This window comes from Bradyrhizobium sp. 1(2017) (assembly GCF_011602485.2).
In the GTDB taxonomy this organism is placed as follows: domain Bacteria; phylum Pseudomonadota; class Alphaproteobacteria; order Rhizobiales; family Xanthobacteraceae; genus Bradyrhizobium.
This window is the reverse complement of record NZ_CP050022.2, coordinates 7,039,592-7,066,034: the sequence shown is the minus strand read 5'-3', so window position 1 is coordinate 7,066,034 and position 26,443 is coordinate 7,039,592. Positions and strand designations below refer to the sequence as shown.

At 65.7% G+C, this 26,443-nt stretch carries 24 protein-coding genes and 1 other RNA gene; 14 read left to right on the top strand and 11 right to left on the bottom strand.

All coding sequences use genetic code 11. The annotated features are described in order from the left end of the window. Positions 1–28 precede the first annotated feature (28 nt). From HAP40_RS33520 to tkt, 3 genes are all read right to left on the bottom strand, one after another. A complete protein-coding gene (locus HAP40_RS33520) occupies positions 29–1,225 on the bottom strand; it encodes a phosphoglycerate kinase (RefSeq protein WP_166813222.1) in 1,197 nt (398 codons plus the stop codon). Positions 1,226–1,371: 146 nt separating this feature from the next. Beyond that, positions 1,372–2,379: a type I glyceraldehyde-3-phosphate dehydrogenase gene (gap, locus tag HAP40_RS33515; protein ID WP_166813224.1), complete on the bottom strand. Its 1,008-nt coding sequence runs from the start codon at positions 2,377–2,379 to the stop codon at positions 1,372–1,374. Positions 2,380–2,527: 148 nt separating this feature from the next. Beyond that, complete coding sequence (tkt, locus tag HAP40_RS33510) at positions 2,528–4,513, bottom strand: transketolase (RefSeq protein ID WP_166813226.1); 1,986 nt, start codon at positions 4,511–4,513, stop codon at positions 2,528–2,530. 371 nt (positions 4,514–4,884) lie between these two features. Here tkt and HAP40_RS33505 point away from each other — a divergent pair, with 371 nt between their 5' ends. The 5 genes from HAP40_RS33505 to HAP40_RS33485 all read left to right on the top strand — a co-directional run bounded on the left by HAP40_RS33505 (position 4,885) and on the right by HAP40_RS33485 (position 7,527). Beyond that, complete coding sequence (locus HAP40_RS33505) at positions 4,885–5,205, top strand: DUF4164 domain-containing protein (protein WP_014439722.1); 321 nt, start codon at positions 4,885–4,887, stop codon at positions 5,203–5,205. Beyond that, the gene (locus HAP40_RS33500; protein WP_060737138.1) at positions 5,202–5,585 is read left to right on the top strand and encodes a cell division protein ZapA; all 384 of its coding nucleotides are present in this window, start codon (positions 5,202–5,204) and stop codon (positions 5,583–5,585) included. The genes HAP40_RS33505 and HAP40_RS33500 overlap by 4 nt, the downstream gene beginning before the upstream one ends. 209 nt (positions 5,586–5,794) lie before the next feature. Continuing rightward, positions 5,795–5,955, top strand: a non-coding RNA gene (gene ssrS, locus HAP40_RS33495) — 6S RNA. A gap of 173 nt (positions 5,956–6,128) precedes the next feature. Continuing rightward, positions 6,129–6,725, top strand: a complete 597-nt coding sequence (locus HAP40_RS33490) for a 5-formyltetrahydrofolate cyclo-ligase (RefSeq protein ID WP_166813228.1) — start codon at positions 6,129–6,131, stop codon at positions 6,723–6,725. Beyond that, complete coding sequence (locus HAP40_RS33485) at positions 6,703–7,527, top strand: TIGR00282 family metallophosphoesterase (RefSeq protein ID WP_166813230.1); 825 nt, start codon at positions 6,703–6,705, stop codon at positions 7,525–7,527. The genes HAP40_RS33490 and HAP40_RS33485 overlap by 23 nt, the downstream gene beginning before the upstream one ends. 7 nt (positions 7,528–7,534) lie before the next feature. Here the strand turns inward: HAP40_RS33485 and HAP40_RS33480 are convergent, their stop codons facing one another. Then, positions 7,535–8,602 carry a CobW family GTP-binding protein gene (locus HAP40_RS33480; protein ID WP_166813232.1) on the bottom strand — a complete coding sequence of 356 codons (1,068 nt, stop codon included), beginning with the start codon at positions 8,600–8,602 and terminating at the stop codon, positions 7,535–7,537. 114 nt (positions 8,603–8,716) lie between these two features. Here HAP40_RS33480 and HAP40_RS33475 point away from each other — a divergent pair, with 114 nt between their 5' ends. Further along, on the top strand, positions 8,717–9,814 hold the full coding sequence (locus HAP40_RS33475) for a cyclase family protein (RefSeq protein ID WP_166813234.1): 1,098 nt from the start codon (positions 8,717–8,719) through the stop codon (positions 9,812–9,814). Positions 9,815–10,086: 272 nt separating this feature from the next. On the opposite strand, the gene HAP40_RS33470 is transcribed toward HAP40_RS33475, so the two are convergent. The 5 genes from HAP40_RS33470 to HAP40_RS33450 form a co-directional block, all read right to left on the bottom strand. Continuing rightward, entirely contained in the window at positions 10,087–11,430 is a 1,344-nt protein-coding gene (locus tag HAP40_RS33470) for a c-type cytochrome (RefSeq protein ID WP_166813236.1), read from the bottom strand. After that, a complete protein-coding gene (locus HAP40_RS33465; RefSeq protein WP_166813238.1) occupies positions 11,427–13,595 on the bottom strand; it encodes a xanthine dehydrogenase family protein molybdopterin-binding subunit in 2,169 nt (722 codons plus the stop codon). Before HAP40_RS33465 ends, HAP40_RS33470 begins: the two co-directional genes overlap by 4 nt. Before the next feature lie 8 nt (positions 13,596–13,603). Further along, positions 13,604–14,068 (bottom strand): (2Fe-2S)-binding protein, encoded by a 465-nt coding sequence (locus HAP40_RS33460; RefSeq protein ID WP_208024858.1) that lies wholly within the window; start codon positions 14,066–14,068, stop codon positions 13,604–13,606. Positions 14,069–14,745: 677 nt separating this feature from the next. Then, entirely contained in the window at positions 14,746–16,170 is a 1,425-nt protein-coding gene (locus tag HAP40_RS33455) for a methyl-accepting chemotaxis protein (RefSeq protein ID WP_166813242.1), read from the bottom strand. A gap of 181 nt (positions 16,171–16,351) precedes the next feature. Continuing rightward, positions 16,352–18,097 carry a methyl-accepting chemotaxis protein gene (locus HAP40_RS33450; RefSeq protein ID WP_166813244.1) on the bottom strand — a complete coding sequence of 582 codons (1,746 nt, stop codon included), beginning with the start codon at positions 18,095–18,097 and terminating at the stop codon, positions 16,352–16,354. Positions 18,098–18,321: 224 nt separating this feature from the next. Here HAP40_RS33450 and HAP40_RS33445 point away from each other — a divergent pair, with 224 nt between their 5' ends. From HAP40_RS33445 to HAP40_RS33410, 8 genes are all read left to right on the top strand, one after another. Beyond that, the gene (locus HAP40_RS33445; RefSeq protein ID WP_166813245.1) at positions 18,322–19,068 is read left to right on the top strand and encodes a YebC/PmpR family DNA-binding transcriptional regulator; all 747 of its coding nucleotides are present in this window, start codon (positions 18,322–18,324) and stop codon (positions 19,066–19,068) included. 192 nt (positions 19,069–19,260) lie between these two features. Further along, positions 19,261–19,788, top strand: coding sequence for a crossover junction endodeoxyribonuclease RuvC (gene ruvC / locus HAP40_RS33440; protein ID WP_166813247.1), 528 nt, complete (start codon positions 19,261–19,263; stop codon positions 19,786–19,788). Further along, positions 19,785–20,402 carry a Holliday junction branch migration protein RuvA gene (ruvA, locus tag HAP40_RS33435; RefSeq protein ID WP_028182470.1) on the top strand — a complete coding sequence of 206 codons (618 nt, stop codon included), beginning with the start codon at positions 19,785–19,787 and terminating at the stop codon, positions 20,400–20,402. Before ruvC ends, ruvA begins: the two co-directional genes overlap by 4 nt. Positions 20,403–20,422: 20 nt before the next feature. After that, positions 20,423–21,457 carry a Holliday junction branch migration DNA helicase RuvB gene (gene ruvB / locus HAP40_RS33430; RefSeq protein WP_208024914.1) on the top strand — a complete coding sequence of 345 codons (1,035 nt, stop codon included), beginning with the start codon at positions 20,423–20,425 and terminating at the stop codon, positions 21,455–21,457. A 97-nt stretch (positions 21,458–21,554) separates the two neighbouring features. Further along, on the top strand, positions 21,555–22,424 hold the full coding sequence (locus HAP40_RS33425) for a DUF6869 domain-containing protein (protein ID WP_166813251.1): 870 nt from the start codon (positions 21,555–21,557) through the stop codon (positions 22,422–22,424). Between the two features lie 106 nt (positions 22,425–22,530). Continuing rightward, the gene (locus tag HAP40_RS33420) at positions 22,531–23,451 is read left to right on the top strand and encodes a metallophosphoesterase (RefSeq protein ID WP_166813253.1); all 921 of its coding nucleotides are present in this window, start codon (positions 22,531–22,533) and stop codon (positions 23,449–23,451) included. A 68-nt stretch (positions 23,452–23,519) separates the two neighbouring features. Next, entirely contained in the window at positions 23,520–23,969 is a 450-nt protein-coding gene (gene ybgC / locus HAP40_RS33415) for a tol-pal system-associated acyl-CoA thioesterase (protein ID WP_166813255.1), read from the top strand. A 94-nt stretch (positions 23,970–24,063) separates the two neighbouring features. After that, entirely contained in the window at positions 24,064–24,531 is a 468-nt protein-coding gene (locus tag HAP40_RS33410; RefSeq protein WP_166813257.1) for a DUF1348 family protein, read from the top strand. A 187-nt stretch (positions 24,532–24,718) separates the two neighbouring features. On the opposite strand, the gene HAP40_RS33405 is transcribed toward HAP40_RS33410, so the two are convergent. Both HAP40_RS33405 and HAP40_RS33400 read right to left on the bottom strand, forming a co-directional pair. Continuing rightward, positions 24,719–25,432 carry a type 1 glutamine amidotransferase gene (locus tag HAP40_RS33405; protein ID WP_166813259.1) on the bottom strand — a complete coding sequence of 238 codons (714 nt, stop codon included), beginning with the start codon at positions 25,430–25,432 and terminating at the stop codon, positions 24,719–24,721. Positions 25,433–25,484: 52 nt separating this feature from the next. Then, the gene (locus HAP40_RS33400) at positions 25,485–26,411 is read right to left on the bottom strand and encodes a LysR substrate-binding domain-containing protein (protein ID WP_166813261.1); all 927 of its coding nucleotides are present in this window, start codon (positions 26,409–26,411) and stop codon (positions 25,485–25,487) included. Between the last annotated feature and the right edge of the window lie 32 nt (positions 26,412–26,443).

The window sequence follows — 26,443 nt, the reverse complement described above, 5'->3', positions numbered from 1 at the left end:
AGGCCGCTCAATGTCTGCCGATTGGACCTTACTTGACGCGCAGCACCTCGACGCCGGGCAGGGGCTTGCCTTCCATCCATTCAAGGAACGCGCCACCGGCGGTCGAGACGTAGGTGAAACTGCCGGCGACGCCGGCCTGGTTGAGCGCGGCGACGGTGTCGCCGCCGCCGGCGATCGAGATCAGCTTCTTCGCCTTGGTGCGCTCGGCGGCGTGCCTGGCGGCCGCGACCGTGCCGCGGTCGAACGGCTGCATCTCGAATGCGCCGAGCGGTCCGTTCCAGACCAGCGTTGCGGCGTCGTCGATCGCGGCATGGACGCGTGCGATCGATTGCGGGCCGACGTCGAGGATCATGCCGTCCGCGGGAATCGCGTCGAGCCCATAGGCGTGCGAGGGCGCGTTCGCCGCGAAATGATAGGCGACGGTGGCATCCACGGGCAGGATGATCGCGCAATTGGCGGCTTCAGCCTTCTCCATGATGCGCAGCGCGGTGGCGGCGAGATCCTTCTCGGCCAGCGACTTGCCGACGCTGACGCCCTGGGCGTGCAGGAAGGTGTTGGCCATGCCGCCGCCGATCACGAGCGCGTCGACCTTGCTCACGAGGTTTTCGAGCAGGTCGATCTTGGTCGAGACTTTTGCGCCGCCGATGATCGCGATGACGGGCTTGGTCGGCGAGCCCAGCGCCTTCTCCAGCGCATCGAGCTCGGCCTGCATGGTGCGCCCGGCATAGGCCGGCAGCTTGTGGCCGAGGCCTTCGGTCGAGGCGTGGGCGCGGTGCGCGGCCGAGAATGCGTCATTGACCCAGATATCGCCGAGCTTTGCCAGCTCCGCGACGAAGGCGGGATCGTTCTTTTCCTCTTCCTTGTGGAAGCGGGTGTTCTCCAGGCAAAGGATGTCGCCGTCCTTCAGGCCGGCGACGGCCTGTGCCGCGGGCTCGCCGATGCAATCGTCGGCGAAGGCGACGGGCGCCTTCACGACCTTCGACAACGCTTCTGCGACCGGCTTGAGCGAGTCCTTGGCATCGCGTCCCTTCGGCCGGCCGAAATGCGCAAGCAGGATGACCTTGCCGCCTTTGCCGGCGATCTCCGTGATGGTCGGCGCTACGCGATCGAGTCGCGTCGTGTCGGTGACGCGCCCGTTCTCCATGGGCACGTTGAGGTCGACGCGCAGCAGCACGCGTTTGCCCTTCACGTCGACGTCGTCGAGGGTACGGAATTTGTTGGTCATCGGACGCTTCCTTGTCCCGGGCGCATTGCGGCGCGGAGCGCCGCTGTGCAGAACCGGGACCCACGTTGCAGCGAATCCCGTGAATGGGTCCCGGCTCTGCGGAGCAGCGTTTCACGCTGCTCCGCGTCCGGGACACGAGAGCGGAGTTAGATCTTCTTCGCGATCGCGATGGCGGTGTCCGCCATGCGGTTCGAGAAGCCCCACTCGTTGTCGTACCAGGACATCACGCGCACCAGCGTGCCGTTCTGCACTTTGGTCTGGTCCTCGTGGAACGTCGAGGAGTGCGGGTCGTGGTTGAAGTCGATCGAGACGTTCGGCGCACTGGTGTAGCCGAGGATGCCCTTGAGCTGCTGCTCGGAGGCGCGCTTCATCGCCGCGTTGATCTCCTTGGCATCGGTGGCGCGCTTGGCGACGATCTTGAGGTCGACGACCGAGACGTTCGGCGTCGGCACGCGGATCGCGACGCCGTCGAGCTTGCCCTTCAGCTCGGGGAGCACGAGGCCGATCGCTTTCGCAGCACCGGTCGAGGTCGGGATCATCGACATCGCCGCCGCACGGCCGCGGTAGAGATCCTTGTGCAGCGTGTCCAGCGTCGGCTGGTCGCCGGTATAGGCGTGGATCGTGGTCATGAAGCCGGTCTCGATGCCGACGAGATCGTTCAGCACCTTGGCGACCGGCGCGAGGCAGTTGGTGGTGCAGGAGCCGTTGGAGATGACCAGATGATCCTTGGTCAGCGTGTCGTGGTTGACGCCGTAGACGATGGTGGCATCAGCGCCGTCGGCGGGCGCGGAGACCAGCACGCGCTTGGCGCCGGCGGTCAGATGCGCGGAGGCCTTGTCCTTCGAGGTGAAGATGCCGGTGCACTCCAGCGCGACGTCGACGCCGAGGTCCTTCCACGGCAGCTTCGAGGGATCGCGCTCGGCGGTCACCTTGATCTTGTTGGCGCCGAGGCTGATGGAGTCGCCGTCGACGGTGACAGTGCCGGGGAAGCGGCCATGGACGCTGTCGAAACGAAGCAGATGGGCATTGGTCTCGACCGGACCGAGATCGTTGATGCCGACGACCTCGATGTCCTTGCGGCCTGACTCGGCGATCGCCCGCAGGACGTTGCGGCCGATGCGGCCAAAACCGTTAATTCCGACGCGGACTGCCATGTTTCGTCTCCTTCAATGACCGTTGTCATCCCGCACAACGCGCGTTGCGCGCCTGCGAGGGTTTTTTAGGGGCGGGCGCCCGGTTCGGCCGGGCGGTGCTTGATCATATGAGAGATTACGTAGTCCTTTTTTGCGGCAAGCTCAACTCTCAGGAAACGCGCTTCAGCACGGCGTTAACCGCGGCCTCGGCAGTGATGCCGAAATGCTTGTAGAGCTCCTTGGCAGGACCGCTTTCGCCGAACGAATGCATGCCGATGAATTCGCCATCCTGGCCGATCACGGCATCCCAGCCCCAGCGCACGGCGGCCTCGATCGCAATTTTCACCGGCGCGTTGCCGATGATGGCGGCGCGTTTTGCCTCTGGTTGCGCTAACAACAGCTCGAGCGAGGGAACGGAGACAACGCGCGACGCGATGCCGCGTTCCGCGAGCTGCTTCTGGGCAGCGACCGCGATCTCGACCTCGGAGCCGGAGGCGAACAGCGTTGCCTTGGCGTCACCTTGGGCAGCGACCAGTTCATAGGCACCGGCCGCGCACGGATTGTCGTTGGGTGCATTGGTGCGCAGCTGCGGCAGGTTCTGGCGCGTCAGCGCCAGCACGGTCGGGCCGTCGATGCGGTTGAGTGCGAGCTCCCAGCACTCCGCGACCTCGATGGAATCGCAGGGACGGAACACGCGCATGTTGGGAATGGCGCGAAGCGCTGAGAGATGCTCGACCGGCTGATGGGTCGGGCCGTCTTCGCCGAGGCCGATGGAGTCGTGCGTCATCACGTAGACGACGCCGGCGCCCATCAGGGCGGCGAGGCGCATCGCCGGACGTGCGTAGTCGGTGAACACCAGGAAGGTCGCGCCGTTCGGCGCGAAGCCGCCGTGCAGGAAAATGCCGTTCATCGCGGCGGCCATGCCGTGCTCGCGGATGCCGTAATGGATGAAGCGGCCCTTCGGCGTCTTGGCCGAGAACGCGGTCGCCGACTTCGCCTTGTTGTTGTTGGAGCCGGTGAGGTCGGCGGAGCCGGCCAGGAACTCCATCGGCATCGCGGCCGCAATCGCCTCGATCGCCGCTTCCGATGATTTGCGGGTCGCCGCCGTCAGCGGCTTCTCCAGCAGCTCCTTCTTGTGCGCCCGCAGCGCCTTTGCCAGCGAGGCCGGACGCTCATGGCGCAGGCGGCGCTCGAACTCGGCGCGCTTGCGGCTGCCGAGTTCACCGAGCCGTCCTTCCCATTCCTGCCGCGCCGATGCGCCGCGGCTGCCTGCTTCACGCCACGCCTTCAGCACGTCCTCGGCGACCGCGAACGGCTCGAGCGAGATGCCCAGATTTTCCTTGGCGGCCTTGAGCTCCTCGGCGCCGAGCGCCTCGCCATGCACCTTCGAGGTGCCGGCCTTGTGCGGCGCGCCGAAGCCGATGGTGGTGCGGCAGGCGATCAGCGTCGGCTTGTTCGATTTCTTCGCGCGCGTGATGGCGTCGGCGATCGCAGCCTGGTCCTGGCCGTCGATCTTCTCGGCGGCCCAGCCCGCGGACTTGAAGCGCTTCACCTGGTCGACGGAATCGGCGAGCGAGGTCGGGCCGTCGATCGAGATGCCGTTGTCGTCGTAGAGCACGATCAGCTTGTTGAGCTTCCAGTGCCCGGCCATCGCGATCGCTTCCTGCGACACGCCCTCCATCAGGTCGCCGTCGGAGGCGAGCACATAGGTGTGGTGGTCGACGATCTTCTTGCCGAATTCGGCGGCCAGCATCTTCTCGGCGAGCGCCATGCCGACCGCAGTCGAGATGCCCTGGCCGAGCGGGCCGGTGGTGGTCTCGATGCCCTTGGTGCGGAAATTCTCGGGGTGGCCGGGGGTGAGCGAGTCGACCTGGCGGAACTGCTTGATCTGATCCAGCGTCATTTCGGAATTGCCGGTCAGGTACAGCAGCGAGTAGAGCAGCATCGAGCCGTGGCCGGCCGAGAGCACGAAGCGGTCGCGATCCGGCCAGGCGGGCGCGGCGGCATCGAATTTCAGGAATTGCGTGAACAGCACCGTGGCGATGTCGGCGGCGCCCATCGGCAGGCCGGGATGGCCCGACTTGGCCTTCTCGACGGCGTCCATCGAAAGGCCGCGGATCGCGTTGGCCATACGGGTGTGGTCGACCTGCGTCATGTCTGAAATCCGTCTGAAATGAGGCGCTTGAGGCGATGCACGCCCGCGCGGGAGGAGCCTGGCGGCCACTGAAGGTCGGGGCTGGGATAGCACCTCGGTTCCGGGAGTCCAAGGCAATCAAACGCCGGTTTGACCGTAAAAGTTGCCTGTGTGGAGATCGTTTTCGCCGGGACCGCACCCCGCAGGAATTGAGGCTCCGAGACGGCCTGCTGCCGATTGATCGGTGCATAGTTTCGCAGCGGCGTTGCGCTCGGCTAGCTTGCCACGTAAATTTCTGCTTCTAACCGCTTGCCGAACCGAGTCTTTTGCCGGACGGCAAGCCCCAGGAATGAGGCCACTGGGCAAAGGCCAAAGGTTCCGCCGCTGACTGCATGAACGATCGCGTGTCCAACAGCTCTGCCATGACGGAGTCATCCGCCGTCGAGATCGAGATTGCGACCCGCAGGCTCACGGCGGCGCTCGACGCGCTTGAAAGCGCGGTGGAGCGGCGGCGCGATGCCGATCGCGACGAGAACGAGCTCGCGGCACGGATTCAGGCGCTCGGCGCGGATCGCTCGCGGCTTGCCGACGAGTTGGACGGCGCGCTGGTGAAGGCGCGCAAGCTCGAGCGCACCAATCGCGAGATCTCCGACCGGCTGGATTCCGCAATCGTCACGATACGCTCGGTGCTCGATACCGGAGAGGACGGATGAGCCACATCAACGTCACCATCAACGGCCGGCAATACCGGATGGCCTGCGAGGAGGGCCAGGAGGTGCGGCTGCTCAAGCTCGCCGAAACCCTGGAGACGCGCATCCAGTCGCTGCGCGGAAAATTCGGCGAGATCGGCGATGCGCGCCTCACGGTGATGGCGGCGCTGACCGTCTGCGACGAATTGGTCGACACCAGCAACCGTGTCCGTACCCTGGAGCAGGAGCTGACCGAATTGCGGGATTTCCGCAACGCCGCCGTCGAGCGCGCCCGGATGACGCAGACCGCCGTGGTCAACGCGCTGAACGCCGCCGCCGAACGCATCGAGAAATCGACCCAGGTCCTGAACCGCACCGTCGGCAACGGGATCGCGATCGGCTGAGGCGCGCTGTGCGGCCACGCGGCCAGTGCGCTCCCTCCCCCGCTTGCGGGGGAGGGCTGGGGAGAGGGTGTCTCCGCAACGGGACAATCCCCCTAGAGGAGAGAGCCCTCACCCGGCGCTTCGCGCCGCCTTCTCCCGCAAGCGGGACAGGTGAGTAGCAACTCTTCGCCGGGCTGGCGATTCGTCAGTATCGTTGTTACATTGCGCGAGCGAGGCTGCGACGTGCGTCAGGAGCCATATATCCCCGGGGCCTTATCGATCCTTTAGGGAACTGTCCCTGGCCGGGCCCGTGGGCCCGGACATATGGTGCCCACCTACTTTCGTAGGGAACTCCGGGATCGAGTGCTTCAACGGCGTACGCGGCTTCGCACTGTTTTCGTTTTTGGTTCGTGCCTGTCGAAACGACTGCGGCTATTTCAGTAGGTGTCATGCCCCGGCTCGACCGGGGCATCCAGTAGGCCGCGGCTTTTGTGTGAATCACCACCGCCTCTGGAATACTGGATCACCCGCCTTCGCGGGTGATGACGTGGGGGACCAAAGCGCATGTCCAACTCCAAAGCCGAACTCCGCGCCAAGGCCCTCGCCAAGCGCGACGCGCTGAGCGAGAAGAAGCGCACCACCGCCGCTGCGAAGCTCGCCAAGCGCGGGCTGCCGTTCAAGCTGCTGCCCGGCAGCATCGTCTCCGGCTATTCGCCGATCCGCAGCGAGATCGATCCGATGCCGCTCCTGAAGAAGCTCGCCGAGGAAGGCGCGAGGCTGGCGCTGCCTTGTGTCACGGCGCGCGGCCAGTCGCTGATCTTCCGTCTGTTTCATCCGAACGATCGCCTGATGCTCGGCCCGCTCGGCATTCCCGAGCCGTCTCCGGCGGCCGCCGAAGTCATTCCCGACATCATGCTGACGCCGCTCGCCGCCTTCGACCGCCTCGGCCATCGCATCGGCTATGGTGCGGGGCATTACGATTTCACCTTCGCGCATTTGCGCAAGACCAAGCAAATCGTCGGCATCGGCCTTGCTTTTGCGGCGCAGGAGATCGATGCGGTTCCGGCACTATCGCACGACGTCGCGCTGGATTATGTGCTAACGGAATCGGACGTATTCGATTTCCGGAGTTCTGAAGTTGCGCATTCTCTTCGTGGGTGACGTCGTCGGGCGTGCGGGACGCACCGCCATTGCCGACCATCTGCCCGGCATGGTCAAGGACTGGTCGCTCGATCTGGTCGTCGTCAACGGCGAGAATTCCGCCGGCGGCTTCGGCATCACGGAAGCGATCTACCAGGAATTCCTGGACGCCGGCGCCGATGCGGTGACGCTCGGCAATCATTCCTGGGACCAGCGCGAGGCGTTGGTGTTCATCGAGCGTGCCGAGCGCCTGGTGCGTCCGGCGAACTATCCGCGCGGCACGCCCGGCCGCGGCGCCGCGCTGGTCGAGACCAAGAACGGCAAGCATGCCCTCGTCGTCAACGCGCTGGGCCGCGTCTTCATGACCCCGTTCGACGATCCTTTCGCGGCGCTGGAGCGTGAGCTCGGCGCCTGTCCGCTCGGCGTCGCCGCCGATGCCGTCGTCGTCGATTTCCATTGCGAGGCGACCAGCGAGAAGCAGGGCATCGGCTTCTTCTGCGACGGCCGCGCCAGCCTCGTCGTCGGCACGCATACGCATGTGCCGACCGCCGACCACCAGATCCTGTCGGGCGGCACCGCCTACATGACGGATGCCGGCATGACCGGCGATTACGATTCCATCATCGGCATGCAGAAGGAAGAGCCGCTGCGGAGGTTCACCTCGGGAATTCCGTCGGCGCGGTTCGAGCCGGCCGCCGGCACCGCGACGCTGAGCGCCGTCGCCGTGGAGACGGACGACACGACGGGCCTTGCGCTCCGCATCGCACCGGTGCGCGTCGGCGGCCGGCTGGAGCCGGCAACGCCGAAGTTCTGGTTGAGTTGACGTAAAGCTAGGCGGCCGCGCGGACCGCTTGCCAGAGCTCGAGGACCTCCGCACGCGCGATGCCGCGTGTGATGAACACGATGCGCGAGCGGCGATCGCTGTCGGGCCAGCTGCCAAGCGCGACCGGCGGATGGAAGACGTGGTGCACGCCGTGGATCACGATCGGCGTCGGCTCACCACGGAGATTGAGAATTCCCTTCACCCGCAGCAGGTCCTCTCCGCGCGCATTGCGCAGATGCGCAAGCCAGTGCGTCACGGCCATCCAGTCGAGCGGCTCGTCGAACGCCAGCATGAAGCTGGCGATCGACGCATCGTGATCATGATGGCCATGGTCATGGTGTGCGTGATGATCGTGATGCGAATGACCGGCGTCCGCATGTGGTTCCGCGAAGGCCCGCTCGTTGAGCCAGCGCTCAACGTCTATCCTTTTCAGCTCGGGATCGATCAGCCCGGCGCCGAATAGTTGCGCGGGATCGATCTCGCCGTGACTGACGCTCTCGATCCTGGCGCCTGGATTGAGCCGCCGCAGGCGCAGCTCCAGTGCCGCGATGTCCTCGACCAGATCGCTTTTGGTGATCAACAGCCGGTCGGCCAATGCCACCTGTTTCACCGCCTCGTATTGCCGGTCGAGCTGATGCGGCGCGTTGACCGCATCGACCGTGGTGACGACCGTGTCGAGCCGCAGGAAATGCGAAACGAGAGGATTGTTGAGCAAGAGCTGCACGATCGGCGCGGGGTCGGCGAGACCGGTGGTCTCGACCAGGATACGGCGGAACGGCGGAATCTCGCCGCGGTCTCGCTTCACCAATAGGCTTCGTAGCGTCTCCTCGAGATCGCTGCGGATAGTGCAGCAGATGCATCCGCTGGCGAGCACGGCGACCTCGCCATCGACGCGCTCGACCAGGAGATGATCGAGACTGACCTCTCCGTACTCGTTGATGATAACGGCGCTGTCCTTCATGCCGTCGTGGCGCAGCAGGCGATTGAGCAATGTCGTCTTGCCGCTGCCGAGAAAGCCGGTGATCAGCGAGACCGGAAGTCGCTGCGCGGATTTGTCGCTTTCAAACAGGCTCATCGGAAGCTCTCGCACCAACGGTCGTCGCTGGACAACAACCTAGCGGAGGAGGAGGGTGACGGAAACAATTTTAGAGTCCCGGATTTTTTCCGGACCACAACCTGGGAGGGTGCAATGTCTAGTGAGATCAATAACGTAGATCAAGACGGCAGCGGCGCCACGACCGACCGCCGGACCTTGCTCCGCACCGCGGGCATCGCCGGCGTCGCCGGCGCGGCGCTCGCGGGCTCGATGCATGGCAAGTTTTCGCTGGCGCCGATCACCCAAGCCCAGGCGCAGACTTCCACCTCGATGCCCAAGAATGTCGACAAGCCATGGTGGCCCTCGAAATGGGGCAAGGATGACGAGGCCGGCGCATCCAACCACATCAATCCGGCGAAGGTCCTCGACGCGGCGAAATGGATCAAGGACGGCAAGATCTACAAGATCGGGCGCGTCTATGAGCAGGGCATGCCGCTGTTCGGGGCGCGTGTATTCGCACTGCGCATCCCCGGCGGCCCGACCGGCGGCCCGTTCGGCGACAACAAGCTCGTGTATCACGACGAATTTCTCGCCACCGAGATCGCCCAGACCGGCACGCAGTTCGACGGTCTTGGCCATATCGGCATCCAGATGGGCAAGGACGGCGACAAGAGCGAGATGCGGTTCTACAATGGCTTCACAGCCGCCGAGATCAGCGACGCCTACGGGCTCAAGAAGCTTGGCGTCGAGAAGCTCAAGCCGCTGTTCACGCGCGCCCATCTGATCGACATGGTCGCTCTCAAGGGTGGCATGATGGACGCCGGCCAGGAGATCACCTCGGCCGACATCAAGGCGGCGCTGGCAAAGCAGAACATCCCCGAGAGCGACATCAAGCCTGGCGACGCGATCATGTTCCACACCGGCTGGGGCTCGCTCTGGATGAAGAACAATGATCGTTTCAACAGCGGCGAGCCGGGCATCGGCCTCGACGCGGCGAAATGGATCATCGAGAAGGATCTCGCGCTCACCGGCGCGGACAACTGGGCGGTCGAGGTGGTGCCCAATCCCGACAAGACTCTCGCCTTCGTGGTCCATGCCGAGCTGCAGACCAAGCACGGCATCCACAACCACGAGAACCTGATCTTCGACGAGCTGATCGCCGACAAGAAGTACCAGTTCGTCTATTCCTTCACCCCGTCCCCGATCAAGGGGGCTACGGGAAGCAATGGCTGCCCGATCGCGATTACATGATCAGAGTGCATCGGCGCGCGCGAACGAAGCGCTCGCGCCGATGTTTTGGTTGGGCGCGAAAGCGGCGCCACCCCCTCGGTGTCGTCCCGGCGAAGGCCGGGACCCATAACCCCAGGGAATAGTTACTACGCGACGCCGGTCACCCCGAGTCTTCGCAAAACTATTGCTGCGGCGTATGGGTCCCGGATCTGCGCTTCGCTTGTCCGGGACGACAGCGGGGATTGATGCGCGATCACGCGTCGATCTCTCGCCGTCAACAACGCTGCGGAGACCTACTCCGCCGTCTGCTCCCGCAGTTCCGCCACGTCCTTTGCCGTCAGCTTCGAGCCTTTGGTGCCGAACCGCGCCGTCACGTAGTTCGCCACCGCCGCGATCTCGTCGTCGGTGTAGGCGTTGCCGAACGCCGGCATCGACAGCGCGCCGTCCGGCGTGTGGCGCTTGGTGCCGGAGATCACGATCTGCGCGACGTTGGTGGCGGCGGGGTCGTTGACGGCCCAGGTGCCGGTCAGCGTCGCCATCGGCGAGACCGGGCTGTCGCCGCTCCAGCCGTGACAGCTGGCGCAGGCGCTGACGAAGACCTGCTTGCCGCGGGCATCGGCCGTGATGCCGTCGCGGTGCGAGGCCGGCGCCACGGGGGCCGTGGTGGCCGGCAAATCGGGCGAAGGCTGCGGCGGCACGCTGCGCAGATAGGCGACGATGGCGCGGATGTCCTCGGGGGCGAAATGGCTAAAGCTGTTGTCGACGGCTTCGCCCATCGGGCCCGAGGCCGAGCCATGGCCCGGCGCATGGCCGAGCGACAGGTACGAGATCAGGTCCTCGTCGCGCCAATTGCCAAGGCCCGTCGCCTTGTCCGAGGAGATGTTGAAGGCGCGCCAGCCCGCCGTGATCGCGCCGGCGAACTTCCTGCGATTGTCCAGCGCAAAGCCGAGATTGCGCGGCGTGTGGCACTCGCCGCAATGCGCGAGCGCCTCCGCGAGATACGCGCCTCTGTTCCACTCCGGGCTCTTCGACGTGTCAGGCGCAAAGCGCGTGTCCGGATTGAACACGGCCGACCAGAACATCATTGCCCAGCGCTGGTTGAACGGGAACGACAGCGTGTTGTCCGGAGGCTTCGCGCGCACCGCCGGCAGGCTGAACAGATAGGCCTTCACCGCCAGCACGTCTTCATCGGTCATGAAGGTGTAGGACGTGTACGGCATCGCCGGATACAGCCGCGCACCGTCGCGACGCTTGCCGTGCTGGACCGCGTTCAGGAAATCCCGGTCGCTGTAATTGCCGATGCCGGTGTCCTTGTCCGGCGTGATGTTGGTCGAATAGAGCGTGCCGAACGGCAGCTTGAAGCCGAGCCCGCCGGAATATTCCTTCTCGCCGGGCTTGGTGTGGCAGACCATGCAGTCGGCGGCCTTGGCGAGGTACTCGCCGCGTTCGACCAGGCTCGCCTTCTCCAGCTTCGCCGGGGCGCCGGTCGGCTTGCCGGCGCGATAGTCGGCCAGCGCCACCTTGGTACCGCCGGCGAAGTCGAGCGGGCCGGGCCCGCGGATGACGAAGACGCCGGCCCCGATCGCAACGACCGCGATCACGATGAGGCTCGCGAGAATACGCATCTTGCCGCTCATGCCTTCTTCCCCACAGCCAGCAGTCTTCGATCGATCGGCAGGCGTCGCAACGCCACGCCGGTTGCGGCATAGATCGCGTTGCGCAGCGCCGGCGGTCCGGCATTGACGCCGGCTTCGCCGATGCCGCCGGGCGCCTCGCCGCTCCTCACCACGATCACCTCGATCTTTGGCGTCTCGTTGATGCGCATCATGCGGTAGTCGTGGAAGTTCGACTGCTGCACGCGGCCCTTGTCGATCGTGATCTCGCCATAGAGCGCGGCCGTGAGGCCGAAGATCAGCCCGCCCTCGATCTGCGCCTTGACGGTGTCGGGATTGACCGCGATGCCGGTGTCGACCACGGACGTGATGCGGCGGAGCGCGATCTCGCCGACATCGTCGATCTCGGCCTCGACCACGGTTGCGATGAAGCTTGCGAATGACGGCTGCACGCAGACGCCGCGGCCGACGCGCGGTGGCAGCGGTTGGCTCCAGCCGGATTTCTCCGCGACCTGGTTCAGCACCGCGAGCATGCGCGGATTTTTCGTGAGCATGGAGCGCCGGAAGTCGACCGGATCCTTGCCGGCCTTGCGCGCAAGCTCGTCCATCGCGCATTCGACCGCGAACACGTTGTTGTTCGGGCCGACGCCGCGCCAGAAGCCCGTCGGCACCGACAGCGGCTCGGCGCGGACATATTCGACGTGGAAATTGGCGAAGTCGTAGGGCGCATCGACCGCAGCGTCGACCGCATCGATGTCGATGCCCTTCTGGAACGCCGGCGGCAGCCAGCGCGCCAGCACCGCGGAGCCCGCGACCTTGTACTTCCAGCCCGCGACCTTGCCGTCGACCAGCGACGCCGTGATCTGGTCGCGATAGACCGGGCGATAGACGTCGTGCTGGATGTCCTCCTCGCGCGTCCACACCACCTTGACGGGATAGTCGACCGTCTTGGCGATCTTCACCGCCGCCACGACCATGTCGGGCTCGAGCTTGCGGCCGAAACCGCCGCCGAGCAGATGGTTGTTGACGATGACCTTGTCGATCGGAAGCCCCGCCGCCTTCGCCGCCTCCGACTGCACGCGCGTCATGATCTGCGTCCCGGTCCAGATCTCGCAGGAATCCGGCTTCACGTGAACGGTGGCGTTGATCGGCTCCATCGAGGCGTGCGCCAGGAACGGCAGCTCATAGGCCGCCTCGAACCTGTCGCCGCTCGCAAGCGCCTTCGCAATGTCGCCGTCGGACTTCGCGACCGCGCCGTCCTTCTGGCTGGCCTTGCGCAGGTCTTCCCAGATGTCCTTGGTGGTGATCGCAGCGTTCGGTCCCTCGTTCCACTCGATCTTGAGCGCTTCGAGGCCTTTCTTCGCCGCCCACATGTGGTCGCCGATCACCGCGACCATGTCTTCGAGCACGACGACCTTGCGCACGCCCGGCAGCTTCACCGCGGCGCTGTCGTCGACCTTGCCGACCTTGCCGCCGAACACGGGGCAGGCGGCGACGGTGGCGAACTTCATGTCGGGCAGGATCGCGTCGATGCCGTAGACGGCCTTGCCGTTGACCTTGTCGGGTGTGTCGAGCCGCTTCAGGGACTGGCCGATGAGGACGAAATCCTTGGGATCCTTGACGGCGACGTCCTTCGGCGGCGTCTGGCCTTGCGCGGCCAGCGCCAGTGCGCCGTAAGTGAGCTTGCGGCCGCTGGCGGCATGCGCGACCTCGCCCTTCGACGCCGTGCAGCTTGCGGGCTCGACGCCCCATTGGCTTGCTGCGGCCTGCACCAGCATGGTGCGCGCGGTGGCGCCGGCCTGGCGCAGCGGCGTCCACCAGGCGCGGATCGAGTTGGAGTTGCCGGTGACCTGCAGGCCGAAGGTGGGATTGCCATAGAGCTTGTCGTTCGGCGGCGCATGCTCAACCTCGACCTTGCTCCAGTCGGCATCCAGCTCTTCGGCGAGCACGGCGGAGATCGAGGTGTAGGTGCCCTGGCCCATCTCGACCTGCGGCATGATCAGGACGGTGCGGCCGGCCTCGTCGATGCGGATGAAGGCATTGGGCGCGAACTTGCCCTCGGTGATGTCGCGCGGCTGCACCGGCTCGTTGACGGCGGCGCGCAGCGGCAGGTGGAAGGCCAGCACGAAGCCGGTGGCGAGGCCGCCGGTCAGAAGCGTGCGGCGGGAGACGCTGTGATGTGCGTTCATGGCAGGCCTCACGACTGACGGCCGTTGGCGGCCTGCTTGATGGCCTCACGGATTCGCACATAGGTGCCGCAGCGGCAGATGTTGCCGGCCATCGCAGCGTCGATGTCGGCATCGTCAGGGTGCGGCGTTGCGGCCAGCAGCGCTGCGGCCGACATGATCTGCCCGGACTGGCAATAGCCGCACTGGATCACTTCGGCCTCCAGCCAGGCCTTTTGCACCTTTGCGCCGGCCGGCGTGCTGCCGACATGCTCGATGGTGGTCACAGTGCGATTCGCGACCGCGCTCACCGGCAGCACGCAGGAGCGCACCGCCTTGCCGTCGACATGCACCGTGCACGCGCCGCATTGCGCGATGCCGCAGCCGAACTTGGTGCCGGTCATGCCGAGGATGTCGCGCAGCACCCACAGCAGCGGCATGTCGGGTGGCGCGTCGAACGATTTGGTTTCGCCGTTGATGGTGAGAACAGTCGCCATATGCATCCCCTCTGCTCGCCGGATCGCTTGCGGCGATCTAGTCGGCGAATTCGCGCGCGACAATAATCATACCGATGCGAAACGATGAAGCGTCGATAAATCGGGCGATGCATATTTGCGCTGCCAACGCGTCAGGCCATGACGTTCACGAATTTGTGCGGCGATCGCTGCAGCGATTCCGGGCTAATTGATATGATAAGCGTCATTTTTTGACGTTTTTTCATCGCGCGCGCCCTCGACATCCGCAGATGATCGTGTGAATCGGCAAAGCCGTGCGATGACGAAATGCGTGCGATTAGAAAAAAATCGGCGGCGGTCGCGCGCCGCAGGGATCGGTCGCAAAGGCGCTGCGCCGGCTCTGCGACGCAAGAGCCAAGGCGTCCGTCGATGGCACGGCCTATTGTCCGGCCTGGGGAGGTCGGAAGGGCAGCGCCGCGATTTCGGAATATTGGCAATATGCCCCTGTTTTGCCCGACGGGTCAACCGTAGAACGCGGCGATCCGCGCCTGGCACCCGGATCACCTCTCTTGCCGGGAGAGGTCATCCGCGGCCCGGGCTGACTGCATCGCGCGTCGGCGCTTGATCATGCATGCGCCCAGGTCATTGATTCCGCATGCCCCGGCTACTGTGCATGGGGTTGTTTTCGCACTTTTTGTTTCAGGGATGCCGGAGGGCCGTCAGCTCTGGCGAAAGCCCATCCGGAAGGCGCCCCAGTGCCTGCCGCGGACCATGATCGGCGAAGACAGATCCTTCATCAGCACGAACTGCCCGCCGCCCATGTCGCGGCGGTAGGTCTGCAGCAGGAACGGCTTGGTGTTGGCCGCGACCTTCTTCACCGCGCGATCGGTGAACAGGCGGCGGTTGCGGCAATTGGCGTTGTTCCAGACCGGGTCCTTGCCCTGCGGCAGGCGATAATTGGGGTTGTGCGTCGGCAGGTAGCCGCCCTTGGCCCAGGCGACGCAGAACACGATGCGGGGATCGGATTTCTGGATCGGGTCCTGAATCGCGGGCAGCACGCGGTCGGTGAAATCGACGTAGTTGGTGAGATATTGCTTTGGATCGGTGCCGGGAATGTCGCGGTATGTCTCGTCCATGAGCTGGTCGAGCGTGACGTCGCCGCGATCGATGGCGGCTTCGAACTCCGCCGAGATCCGCTTGGCGGTCTCGACGACGACGCGGATCAGCGGCGCGTCCGACGTCTCCACGCCGCTGTCGGCGATCAGCGCGATCAGGCCTTCGGAGGTGTCGAGCAGCTTCGTCACGCGCTGATCGGCGCTCTTGAGATCGCGCGAGGACAGGTCGACGCCCTTGGCAAGCTCGTTGAGCTCGTTGATGACGGTGTCGCAATGTCCGAGATTGGAGGTCGCCGCGCGCGTGACGCTGTCGATCTCCGCCTCGACCGACGCGAAACCCTGCTGGACCCGCGAGATGATGCCCGAGATCTGCTGGGCGCCTTCGCCCGCGGTCTTGGCGCGCTGCGAGGCGTCGCTGCTCTCGCCGATCAGGCCTTCGATCTGGCCGTCGAGATCGCGCACGGTGTCGGAGATCTGATGCGTTGCCTGGCGGGTGGCTTCCGCGAGGTTCTTTACTTCGCTGGCGACCACCGCGAAGCCGCGGCCGGCATTGCCGGCCCGCGCCGCCTCGATCGTCGCGTTCAGCGCCAGCAAATTGGTCTGTTTGGCGATCGCCTCGATCGAGCCGGACACCTTGGCCACCTGCGCCAGCGCCGAGCCGACCGCGCTCAGGCGCGCCTCGATGCGTTCCACGGCGGCGACGAGCTCGGAGATGTGGCTCACCGCGGTGTCGACCGCGCTGCGCGACTGCGCGATTTCGCCGACAGCGGCGGACGCGGTCGTTTGCACTGCCTGCGATGCATTGGCGATGTCGTGATTGGCCGTGACCATCGTCTCGGCCGTCTTCTGAAGATGGTGGAACCGTTCCGACTGGTTCGCGACGCGGCTTGCGACTTCCTGGACATTGCCGGCGATATCGGCGAGTTCCACGCCGAGGCCGCCGATGCGATCGGCGAGCTGGTCGATCAGCCGTTCGGCCAGCGTCCGGTTGGAGCCGGTGTCCATGACGGCAAGTTGTGCGACGGACATGTTCGATGAATCCTCCAGTCAGAGCCGTTCGCCGGCCCACCGCGGCATTCCCATTCCAATCCCGACTCTAAGGGATGATTCGTCGCCGCGGTCTTGCCTGAGCGTGCACGAGGGAGCAGTTCGCCTTGTTTCTTTGATTTGGACTTGCCGAGAGACGCTGCACGACTTGCCGGATCGCGCCCTAGAGCTTGTAAGCGGTGCGGAATCCGCCCCAGTGCCGGCCCTGCACGCGGATCGGGACGTCGATCTCCCGCATCCTCACGGTGTTTCCGTTGCCCATGTCCCGCGCATAGCTCTGGACGAGGTACGAGCGCAGGTTGCGCGCGGCCGCCAACCCCGCCGGATCGTTGAATATCCGCCGGTTGCGGCTGTTGGCCGTGTTCCAGGCGGCATCGCCCGGCCGCTGCGGATGCGAATAGATCTTGTTGTGCACCGGCAGGAAGCCGTTGCGGTCGACCATGGCGCAGAATGCCATGCGCTGGTCCTTTGCCAAAAACGCCTCCTGGAAGGGCGGCAGCGCGCGGTCGGCCCAGTCCAGATATCTCGTGCGGTATTGCTGCGGATTGGTCCCGGCAATCTCCACGTAGTCGACATCGAAGAGGTCGTCGATCCCGATCTCGCGGCGCGCGACCGCCTGTTCGAATATCCTGGTCAGCGCGTTGCCCGCTTCCATGGCACGGGTCACGAACTCCGTGTTCTCCTCATGGATCGACCAGAGCCTGTCTTCGATCTTCTCGCGGAGCTCGGCGTCGGGGCTGACGAATTGCGCGCGGGCCCCGGCCTTGGATTGCTCGACCACGCGCAGGCGGCAGGCGCCGACCGCTTCGAGCGTGCCTTCGATCATTGATTGTGATGCGAGCCGGCCGGCATCGGCACCGCCAATCAGCACGCCGTCCATGGAGATTTCATAGACCGGCAGCACGCCGCGCGCGGTTTCGAGCTTGAGATGGCAGGGCAGGCGCTCGGTCTTGCGCCGGTCGTCGTGCTCACTCTGGCGGAGCAGCACGGCGCAGCGCGATTTCAGCTTCTGCGCGAAGGTGGTGACGGCCTTGCCGGCACTGGCAACGTTCTCGCCATGGGTCTCGGCCGCCTTGGTCGCGGCGTCGATCTCGGCGGCGCTCTCGCCGACCGAGACGATGAACTCCGAGGCGCTCGCGGCATTGCCGGAAACTTCGCTGGTGGTGACGTTTTGCTCGGCGACGGCGCCGTTGACGGTCTCGAACACCGGTCGGATCGCTTCGATCGCCTGCGAGATGCGATGCACCGCATCCGCGGAGCCGGCGGCGTCGCGCTGGAGCGCGTCGATCTTCCTGGTGATCTCTTCCGTCGCGCCTTGCGTCTGCACTGCGAGGGCCTTGACCTCGGTCGCGACGACCGCAAAGCCCTTGCCTGCGGCGCCGGCCCGCGCGGCCTCGATGGTCGAGTTGAGCGCGAGCAGCGTCGTCTGCCGCGCGATCTGGGCGATCAGGTTGACGACATTGCCGATCGCGGCGGAGGATTCGCGCAGGCGGTCGACATTGGCGCGCGCTTCCTGGGCGGCGGCGCTGGCCTCGTCGGCCAGCTTGCCGGCTTCGCGGACCTGCGCTCCGATTCCGTGGGCGGACTGGGTGAATTTGTCGGCGGCTTGGGCGAAGGTGGATGCGGTCGATTGCGCGGCATTGGTCCGGCCGGTCAGGGCGTCGGTGCGGTCGCGAATCGCGGCCAGCGTGGTGGCGGTCGCCTCGGCGCCGCCGGCCACGGAATTGGCGGCGCGCTCGAGCTGGCGAATCATCGCTCCGAGCTCGAGTTCCAGCAATTCCAGGATTTCCCTGGCGGAATCGCCTTCGGCGGCCGGGGCGGGCTCGGAATTGGCCACCGGCAGCGCAGCCTGGGGGGCTGCCGCAGGCGTCATATCCGGCAGGCGCTTCCGAAATAGTCCGAACGCCATCACGTCTCTCTTGTCGGGGAACGGGCGGACGCTATTTTCGCAGACCGGAATGAAATCAGGGTTAACGATGCCCGACCTCTAGGCACGGGTCATTACGGCGGCTACCTCTACGGTGCTACCTTAAGGCAACGAGAGCCCTTTGATTCCGGTGGGTTGGCGGCCTATAAGGCCGCGCTTCCCACCCCATCGGCGAACGCTTCCAAAGACCATTCAAGAGACCACGCATGGCCGGACATTCCCAATTCAAGAACATCATGCACCGCAAGGGGCGGCAGGATGCGCAGAAGTCGAAGCTGTTCGGCAAGCTGGCGCGGGAAATCACCGTCGCGGCCAAGCTCGGCACCCCCGACCCCGCCATGAACCCGCGCCTGCGCGCCGCCGTGATCGCCGCGCGCCAGGAGAACATGCCGAAGGACAATATCGAGCGCGCCATCAAGAAGGCGCTCGGCAGCGACGGCGAGAACTATGACGAAATCCGCTACGAGGGCTACGGCCCCGGTGGCGTCGCCGTCATCGTCGAGGCGCTGACCGACAACCGCAACCGCGCCGCTTCCGACATCCGCTCCTTCTTCACCAAGTCCGGCGGCAATCTGGGCGAGACCGGCTCGGTCTCCTTCATGTTCGACCGCACCGGCATCATCGAATACGACCGCAGCGTCGCCTCCGACGACGCGGTGCTGGATGCGGCGATCGAGGCCGGCGCCGACGATGTCGTGTCCGGTGAGGGCGGCCACGAGATCTACGCCTCCACCGAAGGCTATCGCGACGTTGCCAAGGCGCTGGAAGCCAAGTTCGGCGAGCCGCGCAAGGCGGCGCTGATCTGGAAGCCGCAGAACACGGTCGCGGTCGATGACGAGACCGGCGAGAAGCTCCTGAAGCTGATGGACCTGCTCAACGAGCACGACGACGTGCAGCAGGTCTACGCCAATTTCGAGATATCGGACGCTCTGGTCGCGAAGATGGGCGGCTGAGTCGTTTCTCGTGTCCCGGACGCGGCGCAGAGCCGGACCCATCGCTCCTCGCGTACCAGGGGCAACATGGCCCCCGGTTCAGCAGCGCCGCACTGCGTGCCGCGCTGCGCCCGGGGCACGAGAGCACCTTTCCCCGGGGACTTCTGTTCTGTTTCTGTTTCGCTATCATGGGCCAGCAGCTATCACTGGCCCATGACCGCACCCCCGATTCGCCAACCCGTTCGCATCATCGGCATCGACCCCGGCCTGCGCCGCACCGGCTGGGGCGTGATCGAGGCCGACGGCAATCGCCTGATCTACGTTGCCTGCGGTTCGGTGGAACCGCCGGATGATCTGCCGCTGTCGAGCCGGCTGCTCGGCATCCATGAAGGGCTCGCGGCCGTGCTGTCGGATCACAAGCCGATGGAAGCCGCGGTCGAGCAGACCTTCATCAACAAGGACGGGGTTGCGACGCTGAAGCTGGGCCAGGCCCGCGGCGTCGCCATGCTGGCGCCGGCTATGTTCGGCATCAGCGTCGCTGAATATGCGCCCAACCAGGTCAAGAAGACCGTGGTTGGCGCCGGTCATGCCGACAAGCACCAGATCGCGATGATGCTGAAGATATTGCTGCCGAAAGCCGAGCCGCCGACCGCGGACGCCGCCGACGCGCTCGCCATCGCCATCACCCACGCCCATCACCGCCAGAGCACCGCGCTCAGGCTGAAGGTGGTGGGGATATGATCGGCAAGCTCAAGGGCCTGATCGATTCCTACGGCGAGGATTTCGTCATCCTCGACGTCGGCGGCGTCGGCTATCAGGTGCATTGCTCCTCGCGCACCTTGCAGCATCTGCCCTCGCCGGGCGAAGCCGCCGTGCTGTCGATCGAGACCTATGTCCGCGAGGACCAGATCAAGCTGTTCGGCTTCCGCACCGATCAGGAGCGCGAATGGTTTCGCCTGCTCCAGACCGTGCAGGGCGTCGGCGCCAAGGTCGCGCTCGCCGTGCTCGGCACGCTGTCGCCGGCCGATCTCGCCAATGCCATCGCGCTGCGCGACAAGGCCGCGGTGGCGCGCACACCCGGCGTCGGCCCCAAGGTCGCCGAGCGCATCGTCACCGAGTTGAAGGACAAGGCGCCGGCCTTTGCCAATGTCGATCCGGCCGTGGTGCATCTCGCCGGTGCAGTCGACGACCAGCGCGCGCCGCGACCCGTGGCGGACGCGATCTCCGCGCTGGTCAATCTCGGCTATGGCCAGCCGCAGGCGGCCGCGGCGATTGCATCGGCCTCCCGCAGTGCGGGTGAGAATGCCGAAACGGCCCAGCTGATTCGGCTTGGCCTGAAGGAGCTCGCGAAGTGAGCGACCCCAAGGCCAACCGCATGGTCTCGCCCGAGCGCCGCAGCGATGATGTCGGCGACACCGCGCTGCGGCCGCAATCGCTGTCCGATTTCGTCGGCCAGGCGCAGGCGCGCAAGAACCTCTCGATCTTCATCGAGGCGGCGCGCAAGCGCGGCGAGGCGCTGGACCACGTGCTGTTCGTCGGGCCGCCCGGTCTCGGCAAGACCACGCTGGCGCAGATTGTGGCGAAGGAGCTCGGCGTCGGCTTCCGCGCCACCTCGGGTCCCGTCATCGCCAAGGCCGGCGATCTCGCCGCCCTCCTCACCAATCTCGAAGAGCGCGACGTGCTCTTCATCGACGAAATCCATCGCCTCAGCCCGGCGGTGGAAGAAGTGCTCTATCCCGCGATGGAGGACTTTCAGCTCGACCTCATCATCGGCGAGGGGCCGGCGGCGCGCTCGGTGAAGATCGAGCTGTCGAAATTCACGCTCGTCGGCGCCACTACGCGCGCGGGCCTGCTCACCAATCCCTTGCGCGACCGCTTCGGTATTCCGGTGCGGCTGAATTTCTACACGATCGAGGAGCTCGAGAGCATCGTCAGCCGCGGGGCGCGCGTGCTCAATGTCGGCATGAGCGCTGATGGCGCCAACGAGATCGCGCGCCGGGCCCGCGGCACGCCGCGCATCGCGGGCCGTCTGCTCCGCCGCGTGCGCGATTTCGCCTCGGCGGCCGATGCCGACAAGATCGACCGCAACATCGCCGATCACGCGCTGAGCGCGCTCGAGGTCGATGCCGCGGGACTCGACGCCATGGACCGCCGCTATCTCACGACCATCGCGATGAACTATGGCGGCGGCCCGGTCGGCGTCGAGACCATGGCCGCAGCCCTGTCGGAACCGCGCGATGCGATCGAGGACATCATCGAGCCCTATCTAATCCAGTGCGGCTATCTCCAGCGCACCCCGCGCGGCCGCCTGCTGACGTCGCACGCCTTCCGCCATCTCGGGCTCGCCGAGCCCAATCGCGACCCGGCCCAGTTCGGCTTGTTCGGCACGGATCAGTCCGAGGACGACTGACTGCCGCAACTGGTGAACCCACCGCTTCAATCCCATCACTAATCCGAAGCGCGGCGAACGGCGTCGCCGCGCACGCATACGGATCGGAGTTGGAAGAATGGGTCTGACGGACGACACTGGGCCGCTCGAGGTCATCGCGGCCGCGCCGCAGCTGCGCACGCCTGACGAGACCGAAGCGTTCCTGGATCCGATGCCGATCAGCGAGCTGGCGTCGATGTGGTGCGCGCTTCAGCGCGTCAGCCGGCGCGACCAGGCCGGCAGCGTCTGGGCCCTAAAACTCTATTTCGATCGTCTGCCGCACCGCCGGCCGCAACAGGCGCTCGATCTCGTGCTGGAGGTGCTCGAGGTCGAGGCCGACAAGCCGACGGTGATGCAGCTCAACGACAAGTTCCTGCTGTCGCTGCTCCATGCGCATGGCGAGGCGGTAATCGCGCGCATCGAGCATGAGGCGGTGCACCATGATCGGCTGCGCTGGTTGCTCGGGGGCGTGCATGTCGCGCCCGACGATCCTTTGTTGTCGCGCATGGCAGGGCTTGCCGACTGCGACGCCTGGCAGACCGACCATCTGGCCCAGCGCACGCCGCGCGAGCCGCTCGATTGCGCCAGCATGTCGACCGCAGCGCTCGCCCGCGCCTGGATCGAGCAATATTCCAAGTCCGATCGCGACCAGGACGACAATCTGTTTGCGATCATGGATTTCGAGCGCGACTTGCGCGAGGAGGATCCCGACGGGTTGATCGACCTGGTCCTGGAAATCCTGAAGATCGAGGCCAATCCCGTGCTGCTGTCGCTGCTGGCCGCCGGGCCCCTCGAAGACGTGATCAACGCCGCAACGATCGAGCGCATCGAGCGCGAGGCGCGTGTCAACGAACGTTTCCGCGACCTGCTCGGCGGTGTCTGGTATTACCGGGCACCCGACGAATTGAAGGCGCGGCTGGATGCGCTGATCGGCGAAAGCCGCTGGTGATGTTTGTGCAGGCCTCTGCACGAGGATGCAGACGGCCTGCACGGACGCACCCCAATTCCGCTTCAATCGGACCGCATCGAGAGGCTGTATCGGAAAAACGTGCTCCATGATCACACGGCGTCGTCTCATCCGCTCCATCGGCGGCCTGTCCGCTCTCGGCATCTCCACTGCCGCCTATGGCGTTGCCGTCGAGCCGGTGCTGCGGCTTCGCGTCACCCGCTATCATCCGACGCCGCGGCAGTGGCCGGCCGATCTTCCGCTCAAGATCGCGGTCATCGCCGACGTCCATGCCTGCGATCCCTGGATGCCGCTGGAGCGGATCGAGGCCATCGTCGACCGCACCAATGCGCTCAACGCCGACCTCATCGTGCTGCTCGGCGACTACGTCGCCGGCCTGCACCACGTCACGCGCATCATCCCCTCGAGCGAATGGGCCAGGGTGCTGGCCGGCCTCAAGGCGCCGCTCGGCGTCCATGCCGTCATGGGCAACCACGATTATTGGGACGACAGGACGGTGCAGCGGGCCGGGCAGGGGCCGACCGTCGCGCATCGTGCGCTGGAAGCGGCCGGCATTCCCGTCTACGAGAACGACGCGGTGCGTCTCACCAAGGACGGCCGCCCGTTCTGGCTCGCCGGCCTCGGTGATCAGCTCGCCTTCCTGCCGGCGCGCCGGTTTCGCGCCATGGTGCGCTTCGGCGCCGACGATCTCAGCGCGACGCTCGCCAAGGTTACGGACGATGCGCCGATCATCCTGCTCGCCCATGAACCCAACATCGCGCCGCGCGTGCCCGCGCGCGTCGCGCTGCAATTGTCCGGCCACACCCATGGCGGCCAGGTCCGCCTGCTCGGCTGGTCGCCGGCGGTTCCGCCGCAGCACGGCATCCGGCTCGCTTATGGTCATATCAGGCTGAAATGCGACGTCATCATCTCCGGCGGCCTCGGCTGCAGCATCATGCCGCTCCGCTTCGGCGTGCCGCCGGAGATCGTCGAGGTGACGCTGGGGCGAACCTCACCGGTTGTGTCCTAACACGCTTGCGCGCCCGGCCGTTTTTGCGCAAAACGGGCCGGTGATCGACAAGCGAAGAGGCTCGCGACGTGACTGCCCATCTCGACGGCGACATCCGCGACGGCCGCCACCACATGCAGGTCCGCGTCTATTACGAGGATACGGATTTCTCGGGGATCGTCTATCACGCCAACTACCTGCGCTACATGGAGCGCGGCCGGACCAATCATCTCAGGCTGATGGGCGCCGAGCAGCAGGCGCTGTTCGATCAGGTCGAGACCGAAGGCGCCGGCTTCGCTTTCGTGGTGCGCTCGATGCATCTGGATTTCCTCAAGCCGGCGCGGATGGACGACGTGCTCGACGTCGTGACCTGGCCGATCGCGGTGAAGGGCGCCTCGATCATGCTGGCGCAGGAGGTGCGGCGTGGCGAGGATGTGCTGGTGAAGGCCGAGGTCCGCGTCGCCTTCATCAGTGGCGGCCGCGCCCAGCCGATCCCGAAATCGATCCGCGCCTTGATGAAGGCCGATCTGATTTCGTGATCGCCCGATAAGTGATCGCCTGATCTGTCATGGCCTATCGACTCCGTCAGATGCAGCGATAGATTGCGGCCTCAATCCATCGATGAGGCCCCCCATGTCGCGCCCGCCGCTTCCACCCTTCACGAGAGAAACTGCCGCGCAAAAGGCGCGCCTGGCCGAGGATGCCTGGAATTCGCGCGATCCGGTGAAGGTGTCGCTGGCCTATACCGAGGACAGCCGCTGGCGCAATCGCTCGGAAGTGTTTCAGGGCCGTGAGGCCATCGTCGCCTTCCTCACCCGCAAATGGGAGAAGGAGCACGATTACCGTCTGATCAAGGACCTCTGGGCGTTCGACGGCAACCGCATCGCGGTGCGCTTCCAGTACGAATGGCACGACGGCAAAGGCCAGTGGTATCGTTCCTACGGCAACGAGCAGTGGGAGTTCGACGAGCACGGCCTGATGCGGCGGCGCGAAGCGTCGATCAACGACATCATGATCGCGGAGAAGGATCGCCGCTTTCACTGGTCCGCGCCCGGACCGCGGCCGGCCGATGTGCCAGGACTGGGGACCGACCCGTTCTGAGGTTCGCGAGATCGTGCGGCGAGCACGCTGCACCCTCTCCCCTTGCGGGAGAGGGTGGCTCGCTGCGGAGCGGCGAGGCGGGTGAGGGGTATCTCTCCGCTCGTGAACATCTCGCTTGTGGAGCGAGACCCCTCATCCGGCGCTTCGCGCCACCTTCTCCCACAGGGGGAGAAGGGAAGAGGCGAGTTCAGGAGCTCGCGCGCCTCGCCAAGAACCTCGTGATCGCGCCGCCGAGCTTCGCGCTGTCCATCGGCTCCGCCAGTGATTGCCGCGCTGTGGCGACGACGTCATCGGGCGCCTTGCCGTCGCGCAGATCGCAGCAGACTTGCGCGAATTCGACGTCGAACTCCGGATGCGGCTGTACGGTCAGCGTGGTGCCGTTGGCGTAGAGCAGGCCGGCATGCGGGGTGAAGTCGGACGAGAGGATCGTGAGGGCGTCGTTGGGTGGCTCGATCACCTGGTCCTGATGCGAGCAGGCAATGGCGACCGTCTCGCCGTCGACCACGCCGTTCTCCGGCAGCACCCGATAGACGTGCCGGCCGATGCCCCAGCCCTTGTCCGACTTGCGCACGGTGCCGCCGAGCGCCTGTGCGATCAGCTGATGGCCGAAGCAGATGCCGACCATCGGCGTCTTGTTGGCGTAAGCCCTGCGCACGAAATCTTCCAGCGGCGCGATCCAGTCGAGGCCGTCATAGACGCCGGCCGCCGCGCCGGTAATCAGCACGGCGTCGAGCTTGCGTGGATCGGGCAGTTCATCGCCATTCGGGATGCTGATGACATCCACCGTGGCCGCGGGATCCTCGGCGCGGACCATGCGCTCGAACATGTCCGGAAACGAGCCGTGGCGCTCGCGATGCTTTTGAGGAACGAGCCCGGTCTCGATGATGGTGATGCGTGCCATGTGCTACCTGCGGATACCGAGAGGATATAGCGAGACCCGCAAAGCGTCCAAGTCAACCGGGCGCAAAATCCTGTGCGGACTCGTCCTCAAGTTTTGTGAGCGCCTTGCGCATGGTCTCGACCAGATCCAGCGCCACCGGCGAGGGACTGCGCTGCGCCGGAAAGACGGCGGAGAACTCGAAGTCGATGCGCGGCAGGAAGCGGCGGACGACGACGCCGCGCGTGGCGAATTCCTGCGCAGTGAAGGGATCGCAGATCGACACCCCGAGTCCCGATGACACCATCCCGCACATGATCTCCGACAGCGTGGTCTCGACGCGGAGCACACGGCGGACGTCGCTGCGATGGAAGACCTGGTCGACGAGGTGCCGGCTCGACGATCCCGCCGACAGCGAGATGAACGTCTCGCCCTCGAAATCACGCGGCTCCAGCACTTCCTTTTCCGCCAGATGATGTCCGGTCGGCAGCACCGCGACGCGGGCGAGCGCCGGAAGCCGCAGGCTGGGCAGGCCGGAATGCGCGATCGGGACCTCGGCAAAGCCGATGTCGCATTGATTGTTCAGCACCCAGTCGACCACGATCGGCGAGATCACGCCGAAGAAGGCGAGGTTGAGGTTGGGGCGTTCCTTCAGGAAGTGTCCGGCGAGCCGCGGCAGATAGCCGTTCGCCAACGCCGGCAGCGCGGCGATGCGCAGCGAGCCGGTGCGGCGGCCGCGGATTTCCTCGGCGGCCGCGGTGATGCGTTCGAGACCGACGAAGGAGCGCTCAACCTCGGTGTAGAGCGCCATCGCGGCAGCGGTCGGCACGAGACCGGTGCCGCGGCGCTCGAACAGCTCCATTTTCAGAAGGGCCTGGAAGTCGCGCAGCAGCCGGCTGACCGCAGGCTGCGTCACCACCATCAGCTTTGCCGCCTCGGTGACGCTGCCGGTCAGCATCGTCGCGCGGAAGGCCTCGACCTGCCGCGAATTGATCCGCGCCATCCCAATTCCGTTCATAACATTTCAGTATGCAG